Below are 24,334 nucleotides of genomic sequence, written 5' to 3' on the forward strand. Positions count from 1 at the left end.
AAAGGTTTGTAGCTCGGCTTCCACGGCTTGTCTCAGCAAGTCGCGTGCGCCGCGGCGCAGCAGGTCGGTAAGCGGATCGTCGACGTCGGTTGCTGGTCTTGTCTCGGGCTCATGCGTATCGTAATCCATGGCGTATCCTTCATGGCTGGGTGGTTGCTGGTACTTCCATTCCAGCCGGATACGCCGCCTGTTTCAAATTCGCTTATACACCACGATTGAGCATAGCTCGGTCTTAGCCGATATGACGCCTTATCATCACTTCGAGCGATGCGGCCGCGCGCCGCGATCTGGACTATGTCGGCAAGGTTTCACGCGCCGACGGATTGGCGGCGTACGGCGTTTGAACCGACAGATGGCATGACCACGGATCGTGGCGGCTGTTCGCCGTAAGATCGTGATCGAAGGTGCTCTAGCGTACGATTTTCTCCGTTTCGTGAGTTGGCCCCTATTCACCCGGCGCGCCGCCGAGCGTTGCCGGATCGAAGGCTGCGGTTTCGACCACGATTTGCGCCAGTCGCCGCCCGAACGTCTCGACCAGCCGTGCGCCGGTCGCGGCATCGGCCGCGGCGGCGTTGCCGGCCACCCCGGCCGGATGCAAATCCTCGGCCATCCAGGCGAAACCGGCATCGCCCTCCGGGCCGAGTGTGGCGCCGGCACGCGCCCGCCGCGCCCCAAGCCCGGGATGATCGGCGAGCGCCTCGGACCGAACGCTGCGCGGCGCCAGATGCAGCATCATCGATGTCTCGAGCGCCCCGCCGTGCAGGCCGTGCGCCAGTTCTTCGGCGGCCAGCGCGTTCGCCGGCGGCGCGAAGCGAAAATAGCTGGCCTTGACCGCGAGCATGCCGAACTCGGCGCGCAGCTTGAGCGCGGCCAAATCGAGCACGGCCTTGTTGCCGCCGTGACTGTTGAAGATGACCAAACGACGGATACCGGCCGCGGCCGCTCCCGCGCCGACGGCGCGGATCTGGGCGATCGCCTGCTCGGCGCCGAGGCTCAGCGTGCCGGCGAAACTCGTATGCTCAAGACTGGCGCCGAGCACAAGACACGGCATCACCACGAGATCGAGCGCCGCGGCTTGGCTGCGCAGGTAGTTGCAGGCCGCGTCGATGATGCCGGCGCCGATGGTGACATCGGTGGCCAGCGGCAGATGGGGGCCGTGCTGCTCGATCGCGGCCACCGGTAGCAGCGCCACCGGATCGTTACCGCCGATCGCGGCCAGTTCCGGGCCGGTCAGCGCCGACCAGTCTTCAATGCGCGTCATGGACAATATGGTTCGCAGGGCGGCTCCATCATGCGCGAGCGCCGCCCCGCTGCCCAGCTCGCCGCTCGCGACACGGCGCGGGTTCTACAATAATCGCCACGAAAGTTGTCGCTCTGGTCGCCGCCCTGGTCTGCGATCCGGGTCATTCTCGATATATCCCCAAACCGGAGATCGGTATGCTTGCGCGCGGCCGGCGCGGCACGAGATCAGAAGACTTTAAAGCACAATGACGATTGTTTTTACCACCCTCATTCTGCTGTTGACAGTGGCCGTATCCGGTGTGCTGATCGGCCTGCTGCCGTTTCGCCTGCCACGGCCGCTGGTACAAATCGCGCTCGGCGCCGCGCTGGCGGTGCCGAGTTCCGGGCTGCACGTAAGGCTCGATCCCGAGCTGTTCTTTTTGCTGTTTATCCCGCCGTTGCTGTTTGCCGACGCCTGGCGCATGCCGCAGCGCGAGTTTCGCCGCCTGCTCGCGCCGATCACCGCGCTGGCGCTCGGTTTGGTCATGCTCACCGTGGTGTGCGTCGGTTTCTTCGTACACTGGTTGATTCCGGCCATTCCGCTGGCCGCCGGCTTCGCGCTCGGCGCGGTGCTTTCGCCAACCGATCCGGTGGCGGTATCCGCGATTATCGGTAACGCCCGTATTCCGGCGCGCCTGCTGCATATCCTGCAGGGCGAATCGTTGATGAACGACGCCTCCGGCCTGGTCGCGCTGCGCTTTGGCGTAGCGGCGGCCCTGACCGGAACCTTCTCGTTGCCCAGCGCGGCGCTCAGTTTCCTGATCATCGCCGCCGGCGGCCTGGCCGTTGGCTGGGCGCTTGCCTGGCTGTTCGCGCAGATTCGCTATTTTCTGACCCGCTGGCGCGGCGACGATCCGTCCAGTCATGTGGCCCTGCTCCTGCTGTTGCCGTTCGGCGCTTATCTCATGGGCGAGCATCTGGGGGTCTCCGGCATCCTATCGGCGGTGGCGGCGGGCATGACGCTCAACAGCATCGATACGCTCAAGGGCGAACTCACCACGCGCATGCAGAACCGCGGCATGTGGGCGATGCTCGAATTCGTGTTCAACGGTGTGATATTCGTTCTGCTCGGCCAGCAGATTCCCGCCATTCTCGCCCACGTCGGCGAAGCCCGGGCATCGATCGGCGTCGATTGGCTGCATCTGGCGATTTATCCGGTCGCCATACTCGCCCTGCTGATGGTGACGCGCGGTTTGTGGGTTTGGGTCATGCTCAAGCTGGTGGTGATACGCGCGCGCAGGCGCGGCGAGACTGCGATCCGCGTATCGAGCCGCATCATCGCGACCACGACGCTGGCCGGCGTGCGCGGCGCAATCACGCTGGCCGCCGTGCTCTCCCTGCCGCTGACCGAGAGCGACGGCACGCCGTTCCCGGGCCGCGGGGTATTCGTGTTTATCGCGGCCGGAGTGATTTTGTTGTCGCTGATCATCGCCACCGTCACCCTGCCGTCGCTGCTACGGCGCATCCGGCTGCCGGCGGACGATCCGGGGGCGACCGAAGAGCGCAACGCGCGCGCCGCCTCGGCGACGGCGGCGATCCAGGCGCTCGATCGCATGAGCGAACAGCGCAAGGAAGAGTCCGACGATCCCGACGAGGCGTCGCTGTACGCGGAAGTCGCGGCGCGCGTGATGGCCGCCTATCGACCCTGGCTCGATCCGGAATCCGACGCCGAGGAAAAGCAACGCGCGCGCCGTAGCTTCGCCATGGAGCGCACGCTGCGCCTGGCCGCGCTCAACGCCGAGCGCGAGGAGCTCTATCGGCTGCGCGGCCGGCTCGAGATCAACGACGTGACCATGCGCCGGCTTTTGGCCGATATAGACCTCACCGAGGCGTCGCTGCGCAGCGGCCGCCGGTCGAGCAAGCGTTGACGATCGTTTCGACGATCGGCAGGCGGTCTGCCGCAAGCGCTCCACCTAGGTTAGGCTGGCGGGCCTCAATCAAGCCAACGCATTGCATGGCCTATCATTTCTACGAGCCCGCGCAGGGCCACGGTCTGCCCCACGACCCATTCAAGGCGATCATCGCGCCGCGACCGATCGGCTGGGTGTCCAGCATCGACGATCGGGGGCATCGCAACCTCGCGCCCTACAGCTTCTTCAACGCCATCAACGCCGCACCGCCGATGCTCGCGTTCTCCAGCTACGGCTACAAGGACAGCGTGCGCAATATCGAGGCGACCGGTGAATTCGTCTGGCATCTCGCCACCCGCCATCTCGCCGAGGCCATGAACCGGAGTTCGGCCGGCGTCGACCCCGAGGTTGACGAATTCGAACTCGCCGGCCTGACCCCCGCCCCGTCACGCGTGGTCGAGCCACCGCGGGTGGCCGAGGCGACGGTTGCCATGGAGTGCCGGCTGAGCCAGGTCGTGCATCTACACACCGCCGCCGGCGAACCGACCGAGAACTGGCTGACGATCGGCGAAGTGGTGGGCGTGCACATCGACCAGCGCCTACTGGTCGACGGCATCTTCGACACGGTCGCTGCGGCCCCCATCATGCGCGCCGGCGGGCCCGCCGATTACTTCGGCATCGACGCCGGCAACCTGTTCCGGATGAAGCGCCCCGACTGATCTCCCCTGCCCTGGCTTACGGCCGCGCCTCGTCATATGGTGGCGGCTGTGCCAAGCTGACGCCGTTCCCGTTGCCATGAGACGACGCATGATTCGACGCTCCATCTTGCACGCCCTGGCCGGCGTCGCGGCGCTAGCCGCTATGGCCGGCTGCGCTCCGAATACGCTGCCGCCGCCGGAAGGATCGGCCGCTTCGGCGTCGCCGACCACCGGCGGCCCGATCGACGGCACGCCCGAGCGCGACCCCGAGCTGTGGCAGAACGTCGCGGTCGACCACGGCGCCGTCCGATACGAGTGTAACGACGGCAGTACGATCATCGTGCGCTATCCCGATACCGATCACGCGCGGGTTCATTACCAGGGCCAGGACCGGCCAATGCGCATCGCGGTCTCGGGAAGCGGCTCGCGCTACGTCGGCGACCGCTACGAATGGTGGACCCACGGCGGCAGCGAGGCGACGCTGTTCATGCACGCCGACAACGGCTCGACCGGCGATATGATTACTATCTGTCACGAGCAATAGCCGCGCCACGGCCCGCGCTTGAAAGCGTAGGCGCGCGGCTTGACCATGATATTTTTATTGGCGCTTTTTTATGGCGCTTTATTTGAGCGCCGCGCGGCGCACAACCGGAATCTTTCATGTCCGATACCGAATCGATTCTCAACGCCGAGTCGATGGCGTTTCTCGAACGCTATCTGAACAACGCTTCGCCGACGGGCTACGAGACCGCGGGCCAGAAGCTCTGGATGGAATATCTGGCGCCTTACGTCGACGAGTTCATTACCGACGCCTACGGCACCGCGGTCGGCGTGATCAATCCGGAGGCCGATTACAAGGTCGTGATCGAGGGTCACGCCGATGAAATCGGCTGGTACGTCAACCACATCACCGAGAACGGGCTGATCTATGTGCTGCGCAACGGCGGTTCCGATCATCAGATCGCGACTTCCAAGCGCGTGCATGTACACACCGCCGACGGCCCGGTCGAAGGCGTATTCGGCTGGCCGGCGATCCATACCCGCGACCCGGCCAAGGAAAAAGCGCCGGCCAAGGACAATATCTTCGTCGACGTCGGTGCGGCCTCCAGGGAAGAAGTCGAGCGCATGGGGATTCATCCCGGCTGTGTTCTGACCTATCCGGACGCATTTCACGTGCTCAACGGCGATAAGTTTGTCTGCCGCGCGATCGACAATCGCATCGGCGGCTTCATGATCGCGGAGGTGGCGCGGCTGTTCCACGAGTCGGGCGACAAGCCAAACTTCGGGTTGTATATCGTCAACGCGGTACAGGAGGAAGTCGGCCTGAAGGGCGCGAGCATGATCGCCGAGCGCATCAAGCCGGACGTGGCGATCGTCACCGATGTCACCCACGACACGTCCACGCCGATGATCGAGCAGACCACCCACGGCGCGCTCAAGATCGGCGACGGCCCGGTGATCGCTTATGCCCCGGCGGTGCAGAACAAGCTGCGCGAGCATCTGGTCGCCACCGCTGAGCGCGAGAGCATTCCCTTCCAACGCCAGGCCCGCGCGCCGATCACCGGCACCGATACCGACGCCTTTGCCTACAGCCATCAGGGCGTGCCGTCGGCGCTCATCGCGCTGGCGCTGCGCTATATGCACACCACGGTCGAGATGGTGCACCGCGCCGACGTCGAGAACGTCATCCGCCTAATGTACGAGGGCGTGCGCGGCATCGAATCCGGCGAGACGTTCAGCTACTTCAAGTAGTTTCGACGCCTTCTCCGGCCCGGTGAAGGGCCTCGACGCCGCTGGTCGTCCGGTTTTCGGCCGCGCGGAAAATCGGCATATAATCGAGGTTATGGCGACTATAAACAGCACTGAATCGATTGAACGGGAAATGCTCCGGCTTGATCCGGCGGATCGAGCAAAACTTGTGCATTCGCTTGTCAAAAGCCTAGGCAATCTCTCGGAAGCCGAGCTTGAGGGCTTGTGGCTCGACGAAGCCGAAAGACGCGACACCGAGCTTGCATCCGGTTCGGTCGAGGCCGTTCCTGGCGATGAGGTCTTCACCCGCATCAAAAGCCGCCACGGCTTCTGATGCTCGCCTATGAGTTCCACCCTCTTGCCGAGAAAGAACTCGATGAGGCGGTGGGTTACTACGAAGCATTGGAATTTGGTAAAGGTCACGACCTCTTGCGGCAGGTCGAAGCAGCAATCGAGCAGGTTCGCCAATTTCCCAAATCTGCTCCTATCAGTCGTGGTTCAGTGCGTTCGCTCGTTGTCCAGCCGTCGCAGCGGTGGAGCTACACGCTACATTACCGCGCTACTTCCAGCGTCATTCGTATTCTTGCAGTGGCACATCAGAAGCGCCAGCCGTTCTATTGGCTTCAGCGTCAATAGCGGTATAAAAGCAGGTCCAATAGGTCACTGTAATTGACCGCCAAAGCGCTGACGCGCTTTGGGCCCCTCCGCAGGCTTCGCCTGCTTCGGCGGCAACTGAGCTTGGGCGTTCGGCCTCGGTTAAACCCCGGTTGTCTCGCCGGGTGTGCGACCGTATGTTGGAAACAATCATCAACCGAGCGAACCGATGTCCGTAGACGATTTCGAGAGCTGGATGTGGTCCGAGGCGATGCGCCGCCAGGAGCGCGCCGACCGGATTCAGCGGCAGTTCTTTCGCCGCGTGGAGACCCGGCCGCGCAAGCAGTGGGAACCGCCGGTGGATGTTTTCGAAACCGCGGATGCGGTGTATGTGATCGTCGCCCTGCCCGGGGTGTCCGATCGCAGCCTGAGCGATCTCGAAGTGTCCGGCGACATGCTCTACGTCGCCGGCGACCGCAGCGTGCCCACGCCGGCCGGCGATGCCCTGTTGCATCGGCTGGAGATTCCGCACGGTCATTTCGAGCGTCGCGTCGTGCTGCCGTGGCCGCGCATGGCGATCACCGGCCACAAACTCGTCGACGGCTGTCTGTACCTGACGCTCGCCAAACGCTAGTCTTATGAGCGAAACCGAAAATCACGAGACCCCCGAAACCGTCGCGGGCCCGAGCACCACAATGGTCTACAGCCGGGCCGCGCCGAACCGACCGGAAACGCTGACCATCCTGCCGATGAGCGACACGGTGCTGTTCCCGGAGCTGGTGATGCCGGTGGTGCTCGATCGCAAACCCGCGATCGACGCCGCTCAGCGCGCGATGCGCGCCGAGCAGCCGGTCGGCCTGTTGCTCGGCAGCGCCGACGGCGACGCCGAGTCGCCGCGGCGCGGCCTGCACAAGATCGGCACGGCGGCGAATATTCTGCGCTACGTCACCGGCAACGACGGCCAGCATCATCTGGTCTGCCAGGGCATCTCGCGTTTTCACGTACGCGAGTTGTTCGACGACGAACACGGCGGGCTGGCGGCCAAGGTCACCTGGATCGACGAGCCGGAACCCGAGGGCGACAAGCAGGTGGATGCGCGCATGACCAACCTGCGCAACCGGGCGCTGGAAGCGATCCAGCTCATGGACCGGCCCTCGCAGGAGCTGGCCAGCGCGATCGGCTCGATCGAATCGGCCTCGTTGCTGGCCGACGCCACGGCCGGCTACCTGGGTCTCAAGCCCAAGGAAAAGCAGCGCATTCTGGAGACGATCGATATCGGGTCGCGCTTGGAGCTGGTGCAGTCGTTCATGGATTACCGGCTCGAGGTGATGCGGCTGTCCAACGACATCAACCAGCAGACCCAGCAGCGCGTGTCCGAGCATCAGCGCAAGGCGATGCTGCGCGAACAGATGCGCTCGATCCAGCGCGAGCTGGGCGAGGACGAGACGGTGGCCGAGGAAGCCGAGCGCCTGCGCGAAGCGCTCGACAAAGCCAAGCTGCCCGAGAACGCCGCCGAACAGACCGATCGCGAGTTGAAGCGCCTGGAGCGCATGAACGAATCCTCGGCCGAATACTCGATGGTGCGCACCTATCTCGAACTGATGGCCGAGCTACCCTGGGCCAAGCTGTCCGAGGACGCCATCGATATCGCCGAATCGCGCCAGATTCTCGACGAGGATCATTACGGCCTGGACAAGATCAAGCGCCGTATCCTCGAGCATCTCGCGGTGCACAAGCTCAACCCCGAGGGCAAGGCGCCGATTCTGTGCTTCGTCGGCCCGCCGGGCGTGGGCAAGACCTCGCTCGGGCGTTCGATCGCGCGCGCGATGAACCGCGAGTTCGTGCGCGCCGCGCTCGGCGGCGTACACGACGAATCCGAGATTCGCGGCCACCGCCGCACCTATGTCGGCGCCATGCCGGGCTCGATCGTCAGCCAGATTCGTAAGGCCGGCACCCGCAATCCGGTGTTCATGCTCGACGAGATGGACAAGCTCGGCGCCTCGGCACACGGCGACCCGGCCTCGGCGCTGCTGGAAGTGCTCGATCCGTCGCAGAACGATTCGTTCAACGACCACTATCTGGGTACGCCCTTCGATCTGTCGAAGGTGATGTTCATCGCCACCGCCAATGTGCTCGACACCATTCCGGGCCCGTTGCGCGATCGCATGGAAGTGATCGAATTGCCGGGCTATACGCGCGAGGAAAAGAAGCAGATCGCCAAGCGCTATCTCATCGACCGCCAGCTCGAACAGGCGGGCGTGACGCGCGAGCAGTGCGACATCGCCGACGACGCGCTGGATGCGATCATCTCCGGCTATACCCGCGAAGCCGGGCTGCGTAACCTGGAGCGCGAGATCGGCGCGATCGCCCGGCATGCTGCGGTTCAGATCGCCGAGGGCAAGAAAGGCCCGGGCCTGATCGGCGCCGACGACCTGCACGACATCCTCGGCGCGCGCCGCGTCGATGACGAGGTCGCCCTGCGCGCCGGTGTGGCCGGCGTGGCCACCGGTTTGGCCTGGACGCCGGCCGGCGGCGATATTCTGTTCGTCGAGGCCTCCCGCGCCCCGGGCAGCGGCAAGCTGACCATCACCGGCCAGCTCGGCGACGTGATGCGCGAATCCGCGCAGGCCGCGCTGTCGCTGGTCAAGGCCCGCGCCGAGACGCTCGGCATCGACCAGGAACGCCTCGACAAGTCGGACATCCATATCCATGTGCCGGCGGGCGCGATCAAGAAGGACGGCCCGAGCGCCGGCGTGGCGCTCTATACCGCCCTGGTCTCGTTACTGATCGATCGCAACGTGCGCGCCGATGTCGCCATGACCGGCGAAATAAGCCTGCGCGGCCAGGTTCTGCCGATCGGCGGCGTGAAGGAAAAGACCCTGGCCGCCCATCAGGCCGGCATCAAGACCGTCATGCTGCCCGAGCGCAACAAGCGCGACGAGGACGATATTCCCGACAACGTGCGTGAGGCGCTGGATATCCGCTACGTCTCCAAGGTCGAGGAGGCAGTCGAAATCGCGCTGGAGGCCGATACCGAGACCGCCTGAATCGCATCGTCGTGCACCGGTCGCCGGCGCCGGCCGGCTCAGTCGGCCGCGATCAATGCGCGCACGCGCTCGGCGACCGCGAATACGTGCGCATCGCGCGCGCCATGCTCGCGCAACGCATCGGCCAGATCCAGCGCGTAATCGCGATTGGGCCCGCTCGGGCCGGCCGTATCCACGATCTGGCGCGCGATGGCGTCGATTGGCGCCTCGCCCAGCCAAGCCGCGTTCGACGGCGTGGCGATATAGACCAGGCCCTTTTCCACCTGCCCGTTGTCGAGGGTCATCGGCTGGGCGAAACGCAGGTAGCCGTTTTTCTCGCGATGATCGAGATATTCGAAATGGGCCGGCGTGATCCGGTAGGCCATGCCGAAACAGGTCTCGCCGGGCGCTTCGACCAAGGTCACCACGCGCCCGGGCGCTACCGGCGTGCCGCGATGATCGTGCGAACCCTGCCAGAACCGCCGCGCCCAGCCCTCGATGGTCGCGAGCCGACGCTCGCTGTAGTCGAAACCGGCTTTATAGATCAGCGAGCCGTAGCCGAACAGCCAGAGTTCGTCATGGTCGGCGAAAGCAGCCGTGCGTTGGTTGGTTTCGATCGTGTCGTGCGACATGAACAGCGCGCGCTCAGGCGGCTGCGCCCGCCTCGCCGACCACGCCGAAATGCGTATACAGCCGGTCCAGAATGCCGCGCAGCGCCTCGCCCTGCAGCGCGATCCGCGCGGTCAGTTCGGCGACCGCGTCCTCGGCGTCGAGCGAGTCCAGGTCGTCCTGGATCAGGTCCAGCGCACGGATGCGCTTGAGATCGAGCGCATCGTCCAGATCGAATTCGATGGCGTCGTCGACCGCCACATTGAGTTTGGTCGCCTGCAGGCCGCCGGCCAGATGCGCGCGAATCTCTTCGGCCTGCAAATCCATGGCGTTGACGCGCACGCTGGATTTCACTTCGTCGGTCGATTCCAGCAGGCAACGGTCGCCGCATTCGAAGCCGTTGGGCAGCGCATGCTCGTCGCTCACCCAGCGCGAGAGTTCCTCGGCGGGATTAAGCCGCGGTTCGGCGCGCGTGACCGGCAGGCTGCCGAGCGCTTCGCGCAAAGCGGTGATCACCGTTTCGGCGCGCGTTTCGGAGCTGGCTTCGACCCATACGCGGGACGCGCGCAGATCGATGACACAAGTCGTGCGCTTGGCGCGCGTAAACGCCCGCGGCAGCAGTTCGAAATGCGCCTGATCGCGGATATCGGCCTTCTCGCGCCGGCCCACCGTGCGGCCTTCGTTGGTCTGGATGCGCTCGATACGCTCGGCCACCTCTTCGGCGAGCACCGGGCCGGGCAGCACCCGGCTGATCTCCTGATAGACGCAGATGACCAGCCCGTCGACCCCGTGCGTCATCGCTGCCTCGCCCTTGATCGGCGGCACGAATCCGCCGACCGAAACGGTCTGCGCACCGCACTCCGGACACAGCGCCTCGCCCAGCGCATGCTCGATTTCGGCCGCGCTCCAGGGAAAGTTCTCGGTACCCAGAAACACGCACAGATTACGTAGCCACATATCGATCGCCCTCGGAAAAGCATGACGACGCGGCGCGCTCGGCATTCGCCCGCGCCCGGATCGACGCGCACCATACGCCGGCCCGGCGCCGGCCTCAAGCTTCGTCCGTCGATTCGCCGACTCGTGCGCGGCGCTACCGAAGCGCGCCGGCCGGCGGCCGTCAACGCCGATCATGGGGCATGATCAGGCAACGCCGCGAACCGCTCGTCATCCAGCGTCGCCAATGGCGCCAACGCGGGTCCACGCGACCGGGGTGCGCCGAAAGTCATCTTGAGCCGGTGGCGACGGCCTGCTCTCATGAAACGACGGCGGCCCCGAGTCTATGCATCGCGGCCGGCTGTAAACGCGATACGAGGACGCCGACGGTAACGATATAATGCCGAACCCGCCCGCCTGTTTCTCCGACTGCCCCGGCCGCGGCCCCGCCTGATGACGCTGCGCAATATCGATGCGCTGTTCTGTGCGGAGCGCGCCGTCGTTCTCGGCCGGGCGCGCACGCCGGGCCAGCGGCAGCTCGTCGCCAATCTCGACGCCAGCGCAAGCGCCAACCCAGGCAAGAGTTCGGGCAAGAGTTCGGTCAAGATCGAGGCGCGCGCCCATTGCTCACGACTGCCCGACGACCCCGGCCCCTGTGCCGTGGTGCTGGACCGCCACTGGGGCCATCCCGAGATTATCGCGGCGCTCGCCGAGGCCGGTTGCCGGGCGATTTTATGGGCCGCCGGGTCGCGCATCGGCGACGACGTGCTGCGCGCGGCGCGGCCGACCCGTATGCGGCTGCTCGGCGGGCGCAGCGCCGGCGTGTTCGATACCCGCAAGGGGCTGAACATGACCACCCTGGCCTCGTTGCCGCGGCCCGGCCAGGTCGCGCTGATCGGCCAGTCGCAATCGTTGACCGCGGCGGCGGTCGACTGGGCGCTGGGGCGCAACATCGGCTTTTCGTGGCTGGCCTGTACCGGCGCCGAGGCCGATATCGACGTCGCCGATCTGCTCGATCATGCCGCGCTCGACCCGCGCACGCGCGCGGTGGTGCTGCAATTGAGCGAGATCGGCGAACCCCGCAAATTCATGTCGGCCGCCCGGGCCGCCGCCCGGGTCAAGCCGGTGCTGGTGCTGCAGACCCGGGCCGATCGGCCGGCCGCGCCGCCGGGGCCCGATCCGGCGCGCTCGGCTGCTTTCGCCCGCGCCGGGCTGGTCGAATGCGAGAACCTCGGCGGCCTGTTCGACGGGTTGGCGGCGCTGGAGCTTCTGCCCGCCGTGCGTCAGGACCGGGTGATCGTGCTCGGCAACGGCGCCGGGGTCTGCGCGCTGGGCACCGACGCTCTGCGTCGCGCCGCGCTCAAGCCGGCCGAGGCGACCAAGGGCACCATCGAGGCGCTGGCGAGCGCCGCGCCGCGCGCCCATAACACCGGCGCCGGCATCGATCTGGCGCATTCGAACAACAAGCAGACCGTGGCCGCATTGCGCCTCGCGCTGGCCGATCCGGGGGTGGACGCGGCATTGCTGGTACACAGTCCGGTCGCCGGCCATCCGCACGCGCCGATGGTCCAAGCCATCGCCGAAGCCGGCCTCGATGCGCGCCTGATGACGGTATGGCTTGGGCTGCATACGGCATCGTCCGCCCGCACAACCAGCGCGAAGGCCAGGCTGGCGACCTTCGCCTCGGCCGACCAGGCCGCGCAGGCCATCGGCTATCGCCGGCGCTACCACGAAACCCGCGAACTGCTGACCGCCACCCCGCCGCCCGACCCCACGGTGACAGCCGACGCCGAAGCCGTTCGGCGGCGCCTGCGGATTCTTGCCGACGACGGCGTGGAATGGCTCTCGCCCGAGGATACGCAGGAAACGCTGGGCGCCTACGGCATCGTCGGCGCACCGAGCGGGCGGCGCGGCGCCGATCCGTCGATTCGCGTGCGCATCGAGGTGATCGACCATCCCGAGCTCGGCCGGGTCATGCGCGTGACCGACGAGGCGCTCGGCGTGGCGCCGGCTTACGGTTTCGCGCCGCTCGACCCGCTGCTCGCCCGGCGCATGCTCGAAGGCGCCAGCGCGGGCCGCCTTTCGGCCACGGTGGCGGCGGTCGAGGCGCTCGCCCAGGCCCTGGTCCGGCTGTCCAAACTCGTGGTGGATATCGGCGAGGTCGTTCGGCTCGATCTGCATCTGGCGATCGGGCCGCACGGACGGCTGCACACGCCGACCGACACGCTGATCGAGATTACCGCGCACCCGCGCCCGGACCGCCAGCGGCTCGCCATGTCGCCCTACCCGGCGCGTATGCGCCACCGGGTCACGCTGCACGATCGGCATGTCTATATCGTGCGCGCGATTCATCCCGCCGACGAACCGCTGGTGCTCGGGCTGCTCGACAGTTTGAGCCCCGAGGAGATCCGGCTGCGCTTTTTCAGCACGATCCGGCATTTCTCGCACGATATGGCCGCGCGCATGACCCAGATCGATTACGACCGCGAGGTCTCGCTGGTGATCAGCCCGGTCGACGCGCCCGAAAAGCTGGCCGGCATGGGCACGCTGATCGCCGATCCGGACGGCCGCGAAGCCGAATTCGCTATCCTGATACACCATGCACATACCGGCGTCGGGCTCGGCCGGCACCTGCTGGACTGCCTGCTGCGCCAGGCCCACGCCCGCGGCATCGCCACCGTCTACGGCGATGTTCTGGCGCACAACCGCCCGATGCTGGAACTCGCGCGCGCCTTGGGGTTTTCCATTCGGCGTTCGCTCGACGATGCCGGAAGCCGGCGCGCCGAAATCGACGTGGCCCATTATCGCAACGCCGGCCTACCGCCACCCGAGCGAACCGAAGAGAAATCATGAGCACACCGACCCTTGCACGCGAAGTCCACGAGTTCTGGTTCGACACGCTGGCGCCCCGCGACTGGTTCACCGCCGATGCAAAACTCGATCGGCGCATCGCCGCCGAATTCGGCGCCCTGATCCCGACCGCCCGGGCCGGAGCGCTGGATTTCTGGCGCGGCTCACCGACCGGACGGCTGGCGGAAATCCTGGTGCTGGACCAGTTCGCACGCAATGTATTTCGCGGCCATGCCGAAGCCTTCGCCGGCGACCCCCTGGCCCTCAGCTTGGCCAAACAAGCCGTGGAAACGGGCGCCGCCGGCGAACTGCCGGCCCGCGAGCGTGCATTCCTCTACATGCCGTTCATGCACAGCGAATCGCTGGCCGATCACGACCGCGCGCTGGCACTGTTTTCCGAGCCGGGCCTGGAGAAACAACTGGGCCACGAGAAACGCCACCGGGCTGTGCTCGAACGCTTCGGCCGCTACCCCCAGCGTAACGCCGCGCTGGGCCGCGAGAGCACGCCCGAGGAAACCGCGTTTCTGGCCGAATCCGGCGCCGGTTTCTGAACGCTATGGCCGTGCCTGCAACGATCCTGAAACGCCTGCTGACGACGTCTGCAATCCTGATTTTCGCCTGGCCGTCCGCGGCACTCGCCTGGGGACCGCAGGGCCACGCGCTGATCGCGGATATCGCCGCCCGGCATTTAAGCGCCGCGGCCCGCCGCGAGGTCACCCGGCTGTTGGCCATCGACGACGCTCATGGGCTCGACCGGATCGCGTCCTGGGCGGATGCGGCCCGACGCGACCGGCCGGGTACCGGGCCGTGGCACTACGTGGACATTCCTCTGACTGCGCGTGGTTACAAAGCGCAGCGCGATTGCCCGCGCGCCCACTGCGTAGTCGCGCGCATTCCCTATTACGCCCGTATTTTGGGCGATCGTTCCGCTACGAGCGCCCAACGCCTGGAAGCGCTCAAGTTCGTCGTCCATTTCGTGGCCGACATCCAGCAGCCGCTGCACGCCGAGAATCACCACGACGCCGGCGGCAACGACGTCGATCTGACCTATTTCGGCGACCAAAGCAATCTGCACGCGCTCTGGGACAGCGGCATACTCGAACACGCGCTACATCTGCATGTCGGCCGACATTTCTCAATCGACTACGGCGCCACGCGCGCGGCGGCACGGCGTCTGGATAGCAATATCAGTTTGGCCGAGCATCGCCGCTGGACACGTGTACTCGCCGATAGCGGCCTGGCCCGCGCCGCCGTCCACTGGGCCAATCAGGCACACGCGCTCGCGCGCCGCGTCGCCTACGCCAATCTGGGGTTGCTGTCAGGCAACGACGGATCGGCGCGCTATCAGCGCCAAGCCTGGCCGGTGATACGCCGCCAGCTCGAGCGCGGTGGCATACGGCTGGCGGCGACACTCGACGCTGTTTTGGGCAAACCCTGAGCGGCGCAGGAAAATGGCGTCCCCGGCAGGAGTCGAACCTGCGACCTGCCGCTTAGGAGGCGGCTGCTCTATCCTGCTGAGCTACGGGGACACGCCGAGCGCGTAGACTAACGCAGTACGCTATGCAAACGAAGCCCGAATGACGAGCCGTATTTCGCAACTCGGCGGCCAACTCCACGTCGGCCCGCGCACCGGCGGCATCGGCGAGCGCCGTATCGCTCTTCTCGAGGCGATCGACCGCACCGGCTCGATCACGGCCGCCGCCAAGACGGTCGGCCTGAGCTACAAGGGCGCGTGGGACGGCGTGAACGCGGCCAACAATCTATCCGAAACGCCACTGGTCGAACGCAGCGCGGGCGGCGCCGGCGGTGGCGGCACGCAACTCACCGCGCGCGGACAACGGCTGGTGGCGACCTATCGCGCCGCGCAAGCCGAGCAGATGCGTTTTCTCGAACAGCTCAACCGCCGCCTGGCGCATCTCGCCGGCGACGACCTGAACCTGATGGAGCGTCTTGCCATGCAGACCAGTGCCCGCAATCAGTTGCTCGGCCGCGTCACCGGCCTCACCCGCGGTGCGGTCAATGCCGAGGTGGATATCGAACTGGCCGGCGGCGATCGCCTGGCGGCGGTAATCACTAACGCCAGCGCCGACAATCTGGGCCTTGAGCCCGGAGTACCGATCACCGCTCTGATCAAGGCGAGCTGGCTGATCATCGCCGCCGGCGACATGTCGGCCGCCCGGCTTTCCACCCGTAACCGGCTGGTCGGCACGGTGGAAGCGATTACGCGCGACGATGTAGCCTCGGAGATCACGCTGCGCCTGCCCGGCGGCGCGACGCTGGCCGCCGTGATTACCCGCAAGTCGGCCGTGGCGCTCGATCTGTCCGAGGACGATGCGGCGACAGCGTTGTTCAAGGCCTCGAGCGTGATCCTCGCCCCAACCGGCTGACGGCCAGCGAGACCGGCTAGCGAACGGCCGGCGCTGCGCCGACCCGAGCGGCTCCATGCGTGTCGGCCGGCACGCTCGGCGTCGTCGGCCGTTCCAAATAAAATGGCCCCGCAAAGCGGGGCCGTCTCTCTCTCCCTCTCCTCCGACAATCTGAAAACCGGGCCCTCGGGGACTCGGTTTTCCGAACGCTTATCAGGCCGTGCCGCCGTTCTGCTTGCGACGGAATCCAAGACCGCCGGCGACGAGCGCCAGGCCGATGGCGAACATGGCCAACGGCGACGGCTCGGGCACATCCTGCGACGACGCCTCGACGGTGACGTCGGCGTTGCGCAGCAGGCCGCTGTCGAAACTGCCGTTGTCGCCGAAGGTGGCGTTGCCCAGCGCGATCTCGGTATTCGAGAACGCGAAGCCGCTGTTACCGCTCAGGCCGAAATAGGACGCCAAATCGCTGTTGAAATCGTCCTCGCCGCTCAGCGCGGCGGTGAAACTGTCGTTGCTGGTACCAAACACGAACTGCGAGCCACCACCGTCGAACACGCCGCTAAACAGCGTGCCATCGGCGATGGTCTCGTTACCGTTCATGACGGTGCCGCTCAGCTTGAAGTAACCGCCGCCGGCAAACGACCAGACATTATCGTCGAGGCCCTCGGAAATATTGTCGCCGGTCGCGAAGTCGATCGAGCAAGACACACAAGTCAGCGTGCTGGCATGGCCGTCCGGCACGGTGCCGCCGTTGAGGCTCACTTCGTCGAACGAAATGCCGCTGCCGATCAGCGCACCGCCGTTACCGTCATAGGATATGGAGCCCGTCGGCGACGCGGCGCCAGCCTGGTCGAAGTTGATCACGGATGCCGAGGCGGAAGCGCTCAGACCAAGCGCGAGGGCTGCGGCGGATACGGCGGCAAAGTTCTTGAACTGCATGAAGTCTCCTTAATTATTCATTGGTTCGCTGTCACGACCGGCGCGTGAACAGCGTCCCGGCCTGTACGGCAAGAATTGTTCCGGGGCCGATTAAATATACGAAAATTATCTATATGATGCTGATTATCATGTATTTTTATTATAATCAGCCATTCGGGCCGGGCCGGGCCGCCAATTCCGGGTGTAAAGAATGGCGACGCCTGATCGTCCAAGGTGTTCGATCGAACCGAATTCGCGTTAAATTCCCCGACGGGTCGGTTTGCCGGGTTCGGGGTTAGCTCTGGCGGCCGGCGCCGCTCATTCGACGTTGATTCGGCGCATGTTCTATCTCTATCACCACAACGATCTGTCGCGCTTGGCCGAGTTGTTCGCGGCGCGCCGGCTGGCGCGTCCGACCTCGCCGCTGGCGGTGGATACGGTGCTGGCGCCCAATGCCGGCATCGGCCGTTGGCTGCGCATCCAGCTCGCGGAAAGCGAAGGCATCGCGGCCAACATCAAGGGGCTGCTGCCCGGCGAGTTCGTTTGGGATCTGCTGCACGCGGTAATGGACGACGCCGAGGCCGGCGACCACTTCGAAGCGGATTGTCTGCCCTGGCATCTGTATGCCGCGCTTCCCGAGATCGCGCACGAAGTGCCGGCGGTGGCGGATTATCTGGGCGCGCCGGTGGACGAGATCCGGCGCTATCAGCTCGCGCGCCGGCTCGCCGACGTGTTCGATCAATATCTGGTCTACCGCGCCGACATGTTGGCCGATTGGGAAGCCGGCCGGGTTCCGAACACCGATCCCGGCCGCTGGCAGGCGTGCATCTGGTACTGGCTGACGCGCCGCCACCGCCTGGGGGCCATGCATCGCGCCCGGGTGCTCACGAATTTCATCACGCGGCTCGGCGCCGACCACGCGCTGCAACAACGCGTAATCGACTATTGCCCGAGCGAGCTGTACTGCTTCGGGCTGGTGGCGCTGGCGCCCGATCATCTGCGCCTGCTGTATGCGCTGGCCGAGCATGTCGACGTGCATTTCCTGTTGCCGAATCCGAGCGCGGCGTACTGGGGCGATATCACCGCGGGCCGGTTGTCGCTCGACCTGCCCGGCGCGGATGCCGGCGACGACACGCCGCTGCCAGGCGAGGCGGCCGTCGAGGCCGGCCACCCGCTGCTGTCCGCGCTCGGCCGCATGGCCCGCGACACCCTGCGCGTGCTTTATTCCGACGAGTTCGCCGGCATGATCGAACCCGAGCTCGGCGCGCTCATGGATTACGACGCGCCCGCCAGCGACAGCCTGCTGCATCGCATCCAGGCCGATATCGTCGCGCTGGACTGCGGCCATTCGGCCCAGGGCGTGGACGATGCCGATGCCTCGTTCGACGTCCATGCCTGCCATAGCCCGCTGCGCGAAATTCAGGTCTTGCAGGATCAGTTGCTGGACCGGCTGGCGGCGGATGACAAACGCGTCGCCGCCGGCGAGATCGCCGCGGAAGAACGGCTCGCCCCGCGCGACATCATCGTCATGCTGCCGGATGTCGCCGCTTATGCGCCGGCCATCCAGGCCGTATTCGGCGGCGCCCCGGCCGCGCGCTTCTTGCCGTTCGGCCTGGCCGATCGCGCGCGCTCGGCGGCGCACCCGATCGTGATCTGTATCTCGTCGCTGCTGGACTTGCCGCTGGCGCGCTGGACGGCCAGCGAATTGCTCGACCTGTTGGCCGTGCCGGCGGTCATGCGCCGCTTTAACGTCTCGGCCGGCGAGTTGGATGCGATCGCCGGCTGGGTCGGCGAGGCCGGCATCCGCTGGGGGCGCGACGGCGCGCATCGGGCCGAACTCGGTGCCGGCGCATTCGAACAGAACACATGGCGCTTCGGCCTGGACCGGCTGCTGCTCGGAGTGGCGCAATCCGATGACGAAACGCGGGTCGACGGGGTCGCGCCGTGGTCCGATCTGGAAGGCGGGATCACCGCCGCGCTCGGCAAGCTCTGGCGCTTCGAGGATATGCTGGCGACGGTCGCCGGCGGCCTCGCCGAACCGGCCACGCCGGGCCAATGGCAAACCCGGCTGAACCACATGGTCGATGCGCTGATCGCCACCTCGGCCGACGCACCGGACGAACAACGCGCGGTCCATTCCCTGCGCAGCGTGTTCGCCCGCTTCGAGACCGCCGAGCATTGTACGCGCGATAAACCCCTCACCGAGGATCGCCGGCTGTCCTGGCCGGCGGTGCGCGACAACCTGCGGACGACGCTGGAAACCGCCGCCGAGCGCCAACCATTTCTCGCCGGCGGCATCACCTTCTGCGGCATGGTGCCGCTGCGCGCGGTGCCCTTCCGCGTGGTCTGCGTGCTCGGCATGAACGACTCGGCCTTTCCGCGCCAGGACGCCGGCCGCGCCTTCAACGTGATGTTCGACGCGCCGCGGCTGGGCGATCGCAACACCCGCGACGACGACCGCCTGCTGTTCTTGCAGGCGCTGACCGCCGCCCGCGATACCTTCTATATCAGCTATATCGGGCAGGATGTGCATACCGGCGAAAAACTGCCGCCCTCGCCGATCGTCGGCGAGACGCTCGAATTCGTCCATCGCCATTATTTTCGCGACTGGGACGACAAAAACTTCGAGCGCCGGCTGATCCACCGCCAGCCCATGCAGCCGTTCTCGCTGCGCTATTTCTCGCGCCACGAGCCCGACCCGCGCGTGTTCACCTTCGCCGGCGACTGGCGCGACGCCACGCGGGCGGCCGTCGGCGTGCGCGAGGCGCGCTCGCCGCTGCTGGACGGTGGCGCCGCGCCCGAAGTCGAGCCGGTCGAAGCCGTGGATCTCGATACCTTGAAGCGCTTTTTCGACCACCCGCCGCGCGCTTTCTTTCGCGAGCGGGTCAAGCTCGATCTGGAGATCGAGGACAACCGCGTGGACGACGCCGAGCCGATCGCCCTCGACCCGCTCGCCGCGTCGGCTTTACGCCAGCGACTGTTCGACAGCGCCGACAAGGCCGGCCTGACCGCAATCGAGCCCGCTCCCAGCGCGCTCGAACGCGCCCGCGGCACGCTGCCGCCGCCGCCGTTGACCGATTCCAGCTACGCCGATGAGGCCGCCGCGGTCAACGAGCTGCTGCCGATCTGGCAGGCGTGGAAAGTCGAGGGCGCGCCGGAGACCCTGGATATCCAGCTCGATCTGCCGATCGACGACACGAGCAACGTGCGCGTCACCGGCCGTGTCCATCAGTGCTGGCCGGGCGCGCTGCGCCGGCTGCGCACCGGCAAACTCAAGACAAAGTTTCGCCTGCGCTACTGGATCGAGTACCTGGCGGCCGTCGCCTCCGGCCACGAACTGGAATTACAGATAGCCGGCTTCGCGCCCAAGCAAAAAGACAACGCATTCATCGAATACGCCGGCCGCGTGGACGCCGATACCGCACGCGCCGAACTCGCCCATCTCGTGCGACTCTATATCGTCGGCCAGACGCAGCCGCTGGCGTATCATCCCGACCTGGACGACAGCTACGACCCGGACCAGAACAAGGCCTTCGACAACTTGAGCTTTCGCTTCAAGCCCGCGGCCTACTTTCCGCACCACCTAACGCGCGACCCCTACTTCGCGATGCTGCTGGGCGACCCGGAGGCGCCGCTCGGCGGGTCCGAGGACGCCAGCCCGTTCATCGCGGCGATCGAGGCCGTCAGCGGGCCGATGAACAGCGTCGTTCGGCCTGTCGCCGACGCTGCGAAGGCCTCGGCATGAGCGATAGCCGGCCCTTCGACGCCGCCACCCTGCCGTTGCACGGCCTGCGCCTGATCGAGGCCAGTGCCGGCACCGGCAAGACCTTCAGCCTGGCCGGGCTCTACCTACGCCTGATCGTCGAGCAGCGCGCCAGCGTGCGCGACATTCTGGTCATGACGTTCACGCGCGCGGCCACCCAGGAACTGCGCGAGCGCATCCGCGCGCGGCTGGCCGACGCCGCGCGTATCGCCTATGCGCCGGAACACGCCGACCCGAACAACGCCGAGCATGCGTTCACGCAGCAGATCCTGGCCAACCGCGACGAAGAGCGCGCCGCGCTCGCCCGCCGCCTGGTCGACGCCGCCGCCCGCGTGGACGAGGCCACCATCGTCACCATCCACGGCTTCGCCCAGCGCGCCGCCACCGAGAACGCCTTCGAGTCCGCGCTGGCCTTCGACCGCGGCGAAGCGATCGACGACCCCAGCATCTACCGCGAAGCCGCTATCGACTACTGGCGCGAGCACGTCTTCGGCGCCGACGCGCAAGCCGGCGACGTACTGGCCCTCTGGCCCACGCCGGACGCGCTCTATCAGACCCTCGCGCCCGTGCTGGCCCGGCCGCACGTGCAGCTTGCCGGCATCGACCGCAAGCGCTTGGCCGAACTGCAGACCGGGCTGGCGAAGGCCTGGCCCGGCACCGCCGAGCCGCTGGCCCAGGCGCTCATCGAGGCCGTCGAGGCGGACGCGCTGCATAAAAGCCGCGACCTGTACAAGGCTCTGGCCCCTGAAGACGACATCGGCGCGCTCGTCGCCGATCTGGACGCGCGTATCGGCGCCGCCATCGAAACCCACGCCGTGCCGGCGCTGCCCGGCTGGCTCGCCGCGCTGGCCGACCCGGCATCGCAGTTCAAGAAATCGCCCAAACATTGTCAGGCCTACGCTGAACCGTTGGCCGATCTGGCCGTTCTACCCGTGCTCGTCGAACTCCAACCGCTCGCTCGGCTGACGGCCATCGAGCAGGCGGCCGCCGCCGTGCGCGAGCGCGCCGCCAAACGCAAGATCGAGCGCCGGCAATACAGCTACGACGACCTCATCGTCGCCCTGTACGACGCGCTCGCGGCCGGGCGCACCGGCGATGCGCTGGCCGACGCCCTGCACGCCCGCTGGCCGTTCGCGCTGGTCGACGAGTTTCAGGACACGGACCCGCTCCAGTACGCGAGCCTGTCGCGGATCTACCTGCCTTTGGAAGACAACGGCTCACGGCCGCGCGAGCACGGCGCCCTGCTGCTCATCGGCGACCCGAAACAGGCGATCTACGGCTTTCGTGGCGGCGACATCTACGCCTATCTCGCCGCCGCCCAGGCCGCGCGCGACGCGCGCTATACGCTGACGACCAACTTCCGCTCGACGCAACCCCTACTCGAAGCCATCGAGGCACTCTATGCGTTCCCGGGCGACGAGCCCTTCGTGGTGCCGGAAATCGATTTCCCGCGCGTCGCCGCCGGCCGCGGCGCAGGCGACCGCCGCCTGGTCGCGGCCGGCGGCGACGAACACGCCGCGCTGACCTTCTGGCAACTCCGGGGCGGCGAGGAGACGCTCAAGAACGGCAAGCTCAAGAACCCGTCCAAGGCCGACGACAACGCCCGCCTGATCGCCGAAACCATCGCCGCCATCGCCCGCCTGCTGGACGGCGACTCCGCCCGCTGGCAATACGGCGACGGCCACAGCGAATCCGTCGCGCCGCGCGACATCGCCGTGCTGGTGAACAACCACCGAGAGGCCGCCACGCTACAGGCCGCGCTCGCCGCCCACGGCATCATGGCGGTCTGCCAGCATCGCGATTCGGTCTTCGCCAGCGAGGAAGCCGGCGATCTTCGGCTCATCCTGCGCGCCATGGCCCAGCCGGACGATGCCGCCGCCGTGCGCGCCGCCCAGCCGACCGCGCTCATCGGCAAACGTCTGGCCGATCTCGTGGCCCTGGCCGACGACGACCACGCCATGCAGGAAGCCATCGAACACTTCCACGCGCTGCACGAAGCCTGGGCCAGGCGCGGCGTGCTCAGCGCGCTGGAAGACCTGTTCGTGGCCGCCGCACCCGGCCTGCTCGCACTCACCGACGGCGAGCGGCGCATGAGCAATTATCTGCAGCTCGGCGAACTGCTGGCGGGCGCCGAGGCCGAATGCTTCGGCATGGCCAGCGTCGCGCGCTGGCTGGACGATCACATCGCCGCCGCCGAAGACGGTTCGCTCGCCGGCCCCGAAGACGAAAGCCAGCTCCGGCTGGAGTCCGATGCCGATCTCGTGCGCATCAGCACCGTGCACGCCGCCAAGGGCCTGCAATACCCCATCGTCTTCCTGCCCTTCGCGCCCTGGCTCGGCACCTGGAGCGACAAGAATCGCCCCGACAAGCCGCCGCTGATCTTCCATCCGCAGACGGGTAACGACGACAACCGGGCCCTGATCGATCTGGTCGGCGACGACAAGGCCAACGGCGCCCAGGCGGTGGTTGAAGCCCGCTCGGAAGCCCTGCGCCTGCTCTACGTCGCGCTCACCCGCGCCGAGCAGGCGCTCGTCGTCGGCTGGCGCGAACCCGACGACTACGGCCCGAACGGTGCGCTGGCCGACCTGCTCTATCGCGACGGCGCGGGCAACCGCGACGCGCTCGAGATGCTCACCCAAGCCCAGCCAAGCGCCATCACCGTCCAGCCCGTCGACATCACGCGGCCGCCGCCGGTTGTCGCCCCGGCCGCTCCGATGGACCCGGAACAACTCATCGAGGCCCGCGCCGACCTGCCGGCCGCCCGCCCACGCTGGTCGACCTATAGCTTCTCGCGCCTGGCCCATGCGCCGGCCGATACGGCCCCGGCCGAACTACCCGAACCGGGCGCCGCGGACGAACTGGCCGGCGCGCCCGCCGAAGCGCTCGAAGCCGAGCCCGACGGCGAGCTGGCGCGGCTGGACAAACGCCTATCCGGCGTGCGCTTTGGCTCCGCCGTGCACGACATCCTCGAAAATCGGGTCGGCAACGCGAACGTCTCGCCCTGGCCGACGCCGGGCGAGCCGCCGGCCGGGGAACACCGAGACCTCGTCACCCGCACGCTGCGCAAGCACGGCCTGATCGACGCATCCGATACCGACCCGCGCATCGACGACACCGCCAATCTCGTCGCCCGCACGCTGCACACGCCGCTACCGGGCATCGGCCCGCTCATCGCGCTCGACGGCCGCCGCACGCTCGCCGAAATGGAATTCATGCTGCGCCTGCGCGGCAACCGCCTCGGCACGCTGGTCGATACGCTCCGCGAAGCCGGCTATCTGCCCGCCGCCCTCGGCGGCCATCCGGGCCAGACGCTCTACGGCCTCATGCAGGGCTTCATCGATCTGGTCGTGGAAGTCGACGGCCGCTACTACATCCTCGACTACAAGACCAATCGCCTCGGCGACACGTCCGCCGCCTATCAGGCCGAGTCGCTACGACGCGCCATCGGCCGGGCCCATTACGACCTGCAGTATCTGATCTACACCGTGGCCCTGCATCGTCATCTGCGGCGCTGTCTGCCCGATTACGATCCGGCCACGCACCTCGGCGGCGTGCAGTATTTGTTCGTGCGGGCGATGAACGGCGAAACCGAGACCGGTGTGTATGCCGATAAGCCGCCGATCGAATTGATCGAAACGTTGGATGCGCTGTTCGACGCGCCTGTCGAAACAGCGTGAATGCTTTGATACAGGTG

General features: G+C 66.8%; 18 protein-coding genes, 1 tRNA gene and 1 pseudogene. 14 read left to right on the forward strand and 6 right to left on the reverse strand.

All coding sequences use genetic code 11. The features are described 5' to 3' along the window. Together VFJ08_RS09070 and VFJ08_RS09075 are read right to left on the reverse strand one after the other, a co-directional pair. Positions 1-129, reverse strand: a pseudogene (locus tag VFJ08_RS09070) (IS256 family transposase); the annotation flags it as partial. A 316-nt stretch (positions 130-445) separates the two neighbouring features. Then, complete coding sequence (locus VFJ08_RS09075; protein WP_324996878.1) at positions 446-1,261, reverse strand: creatininase family protein; 816 nt, start codon at positions 1,259-1,261, stop codon at positions 446-448. 226 nt (positions 1,262-1,487) lie between these two features. On the opposite strand from VFJ08_RS09075, the gene VFJ08_RS09080 reads away from it, so the two are divergent. From VFJ08_RS09080 to lon, 8 genes are all read left to right on the forward strand, one after another. Then, a complete protein-coding gene (locus VFJ08_RS09080) occupies positions 1,488-3,149 on the forward strand; it encodes a Na+/H+ antiporter (RefSeq protein WP_324996879.1) in 1,662 nt (553 codons plus the stop codon). An 86-nt stretch (positions 3,150-3,235) separates the two neighbouring features. Then, positions 3,236-3,850, forward strand: coding sequence for a flavin reductase family protein (locus VFJ08_RS09085; RefSeq protein ID WP_324996880.1), 615 nt, complete (start codon positions 3,236-3,238; stop codon positions 3,848-3,850). Between the two features lie 88 nt (positions 3,851-3,938). Then, a complete protein-coding gene (locus VFJ08_RS09090) occupies positions 3,939-4,373 on the forward strand; it encodes an MliC family protein (protein ID WP_324996881.1) in 435 nt (144 codons plus the stop codon). A gap of 116 nt (positions 4,374-4,489) precedes the next feature. Continuing rightward, positions 4,490-5,581 carry a M42 family metallopeptidase gene (locus tag VFJ08_RS09095; protein ID WP_324996882.1) on the forward strand — a complete coding sequence of 364 codons (1,092 nt, stop codon included), beginning with the start codon at positions 4,490-4,492 and terminating at the stop codon, positions 5,579-5,581. Positions 5,582-5,603: 22 nt separating this feature from the next. Beyond that, positions 5,604-5,912 carry an addiction module protein gene (locus tag VFJ08_RS09100; protein ID WP_324996883.1) on the forward strand — a complete coding sequence of 103 codons (309 nt, stop codon included), beginning with the start codon at positions 5,604-5,606 and terminating at the stop codon, positions 5,910-5,912. Beyond that, a complete protein-coding gene (locus VFJ08_RS09105; protein WP_324996884.1) occupies positions 5,912-6,214 on the forward strand; it encodes a type II toxin-antitoxin system RelE/ParE family toxin in 303 nt (100 codons plus the stop codon). The genes VFJ08_RS09100 and VFJ08_RS09105 overlap by 1 nt, the downstream gene beginning before the upstream one ends. Before the next feature lie 187 nt (positions 6,215-6,401). Beyond that, positions 6,402-6,806, forward strand: a complete 405-nt coding sequence (locus tag VFJ08_RS09110) for an Hsp20/alpha crystallin family protein (RefSeq protein ID WP_324996885.1) — start codon at positions 6,402-6,404, stop codon at positions 6,804-6,806. Between the two features lie 4 nt (positions 6,807-6,810). Continuing rightward, on the forward strand, positions 6,811-9,219 hold the full coding sequence (gene lon / locus VFJ08_RS09115; RefSeq protein WP_324996886.1) for an endopeptidase La: 2,409 nt from the start codon (positions 6,811-6,813) through the stop codon (positions 9,217-9,219). A gap of 38 nt (positions 9,220-9,257) precedes the next feature. Here the strand turns inward: lon and VFJ08_RS09120 are convergent, their stop codons facing one another. After that, positions 9,258-9,830 carry a gamma-glutamylcyclotransferase gene (locus tag VFJ08_RS09120; protein WP_324996887.1) on the reverse strand — a complete coding sequence of 191 codons (573 nt, stop codon included), beginning with the start codon at positions 9,828-9,830 and terminating at the stop codon, positions 9,258-9,260. Positions 9,831-9,843: 13 nt separating this feature from the next. Further along, positions 9,844-10,764, reverse strand: a complete 921-nt coding sequence (locus VFJ08_RS09125) for a recombination-associated protein RdgC (RefSeq protein ID WP_324996888.1) — start codon at positions 10,762-10,764, stop codon at positions 9,844-9,846. Between the two features lie 429 nt (positions 10,765-11,193). On the opposite strand from VFJ08_RS09125, the gene VFJ08_RS09130 reads away from it, so the two are divergent. The 3 genes from VFJ08_RS09130 to VFJ08_RS09140 are packed head-to-tail and all read left to right on the forward strand — an operon-like array spanning position 11,194 to position 15,028. Then, on the forward strand, positions 11,194-13,593 hold the full coding sequence (locus tag VFJ08_RS09130) for a GNAT family N-acetyltransferase (RefSeq protein WP_324996889.1): 2,400 nt from the start codon (positions 11,194-11,196) through the stop codon (positions 13,591-13,593). Further along, on the forward strand, positions 13,590-14,141 hold the full coding sequence (locus VFJ08_RS09135; RefSeq protein ID WP_324996890.1) for a DUF924 family protein: 552 nt from the start codon (positions 13,590-13,592) through the stop codon (positions 14,139-14,141). The genes VFJ08_RS09130 and VFJ08_RS09135 overlap by 4 nt, the downstream gene beginning before the upstream one ends. An 11-nt stretch (positions 14,142-14,152) precedes the next feature. Beyond that, positions 14,153-15,028: a S1/P1 nuclease gene (locus tag VFJ08_RS09140; RefSeq protein ID WP_324996891.1), complete on the forward strand. Its 876-nt coding sequence runs from the start codon at positions 14,153-14,155 to the stop codon at positions 15,026-15,028. Positions 15,029-15,042: 14 nt separating this feature from the next. Here the strand turns inward: VFJ08_RS09140 and VFJ08_RS09145 are convergent. Further along, positions 15,043-15,119: transfer RNA gene (locus VFJ08_RS09145), tRNA-Arg, on the reverse strand. A 48-nt stretch (positions 15,120-15,167) separates the two neighbouring features. On the opposite strand from VFJ08_RS09145, the gene VFJ08_RS09150 reads away from it, so the two are divergent. After that, positions 15,168-15,977: a TOBE domain-containing protein gene (locus VFJ08_RS09150; RefSeq protein ID WP_324996892.1), complete on the forward strand. Its 810-nt coding sequence runs from the start codon at positions 15,168-15,170 to the stop codon at positions 15,975-15,977. Between the two features lie 192 nt (positions 15,978-16,169). On the opposite strand, the gene VFJ08_RS09155 is transcribed toward VFJ08_RS09150, so the two are convergent. Further along, positions 16,170-16,898, reverse strand: coding sequence for a PEP-CTERM sorting domain-containing protein (locus VFJ08_RS09155; RefSeq protein ID WP_324996893.1), 729 nt, complete (start codon positions 16,896-16,898; stop codon positions 16,170-16,172). A gap of 319 nt (positions 16,899-17,217) precedes the next feature. Between VFJ08_RS09155 and recC the strand changes: the two genes are divergently transcribed. Further along, entirely contained in the window at positions 17,218-20,622 is a 3,405-nt protein-coding gene (recC, locus tag VFJ08_RS09160; protein ID WP_324996894.1) for an exodeoxyribonuclease V subunit gamma, read from the forward strand. Continuing rightward, positions 20,619-24,317 (forward strand): exodeoxyribonuclease V subunit beta, encoded by a 3,699-nt coding sequence (recB, locus tag VFJ08_RS09165; RefSeq protein WP_324996895.1) that lies wholly within the window; start codon positions 20,619-20,621, stop codon positions 24,315-24,317. The genes recC and recB overlap by 4 nt, the downstream gene beginning before the upstream one ends. Positions 24,318-24,334: the final 17 nt, after the last annotated feature.

The sequence above is a fragment of the Salinisphaera sp. genome (assembly GCF_035690525.1).
In the GTDB taxonomy this organism is placed as follows: Bacteria; Pseudomonadota; Gammaproteobacteria; order Nevskiales; family Salinisphaeraceae; genus Salinisphaera.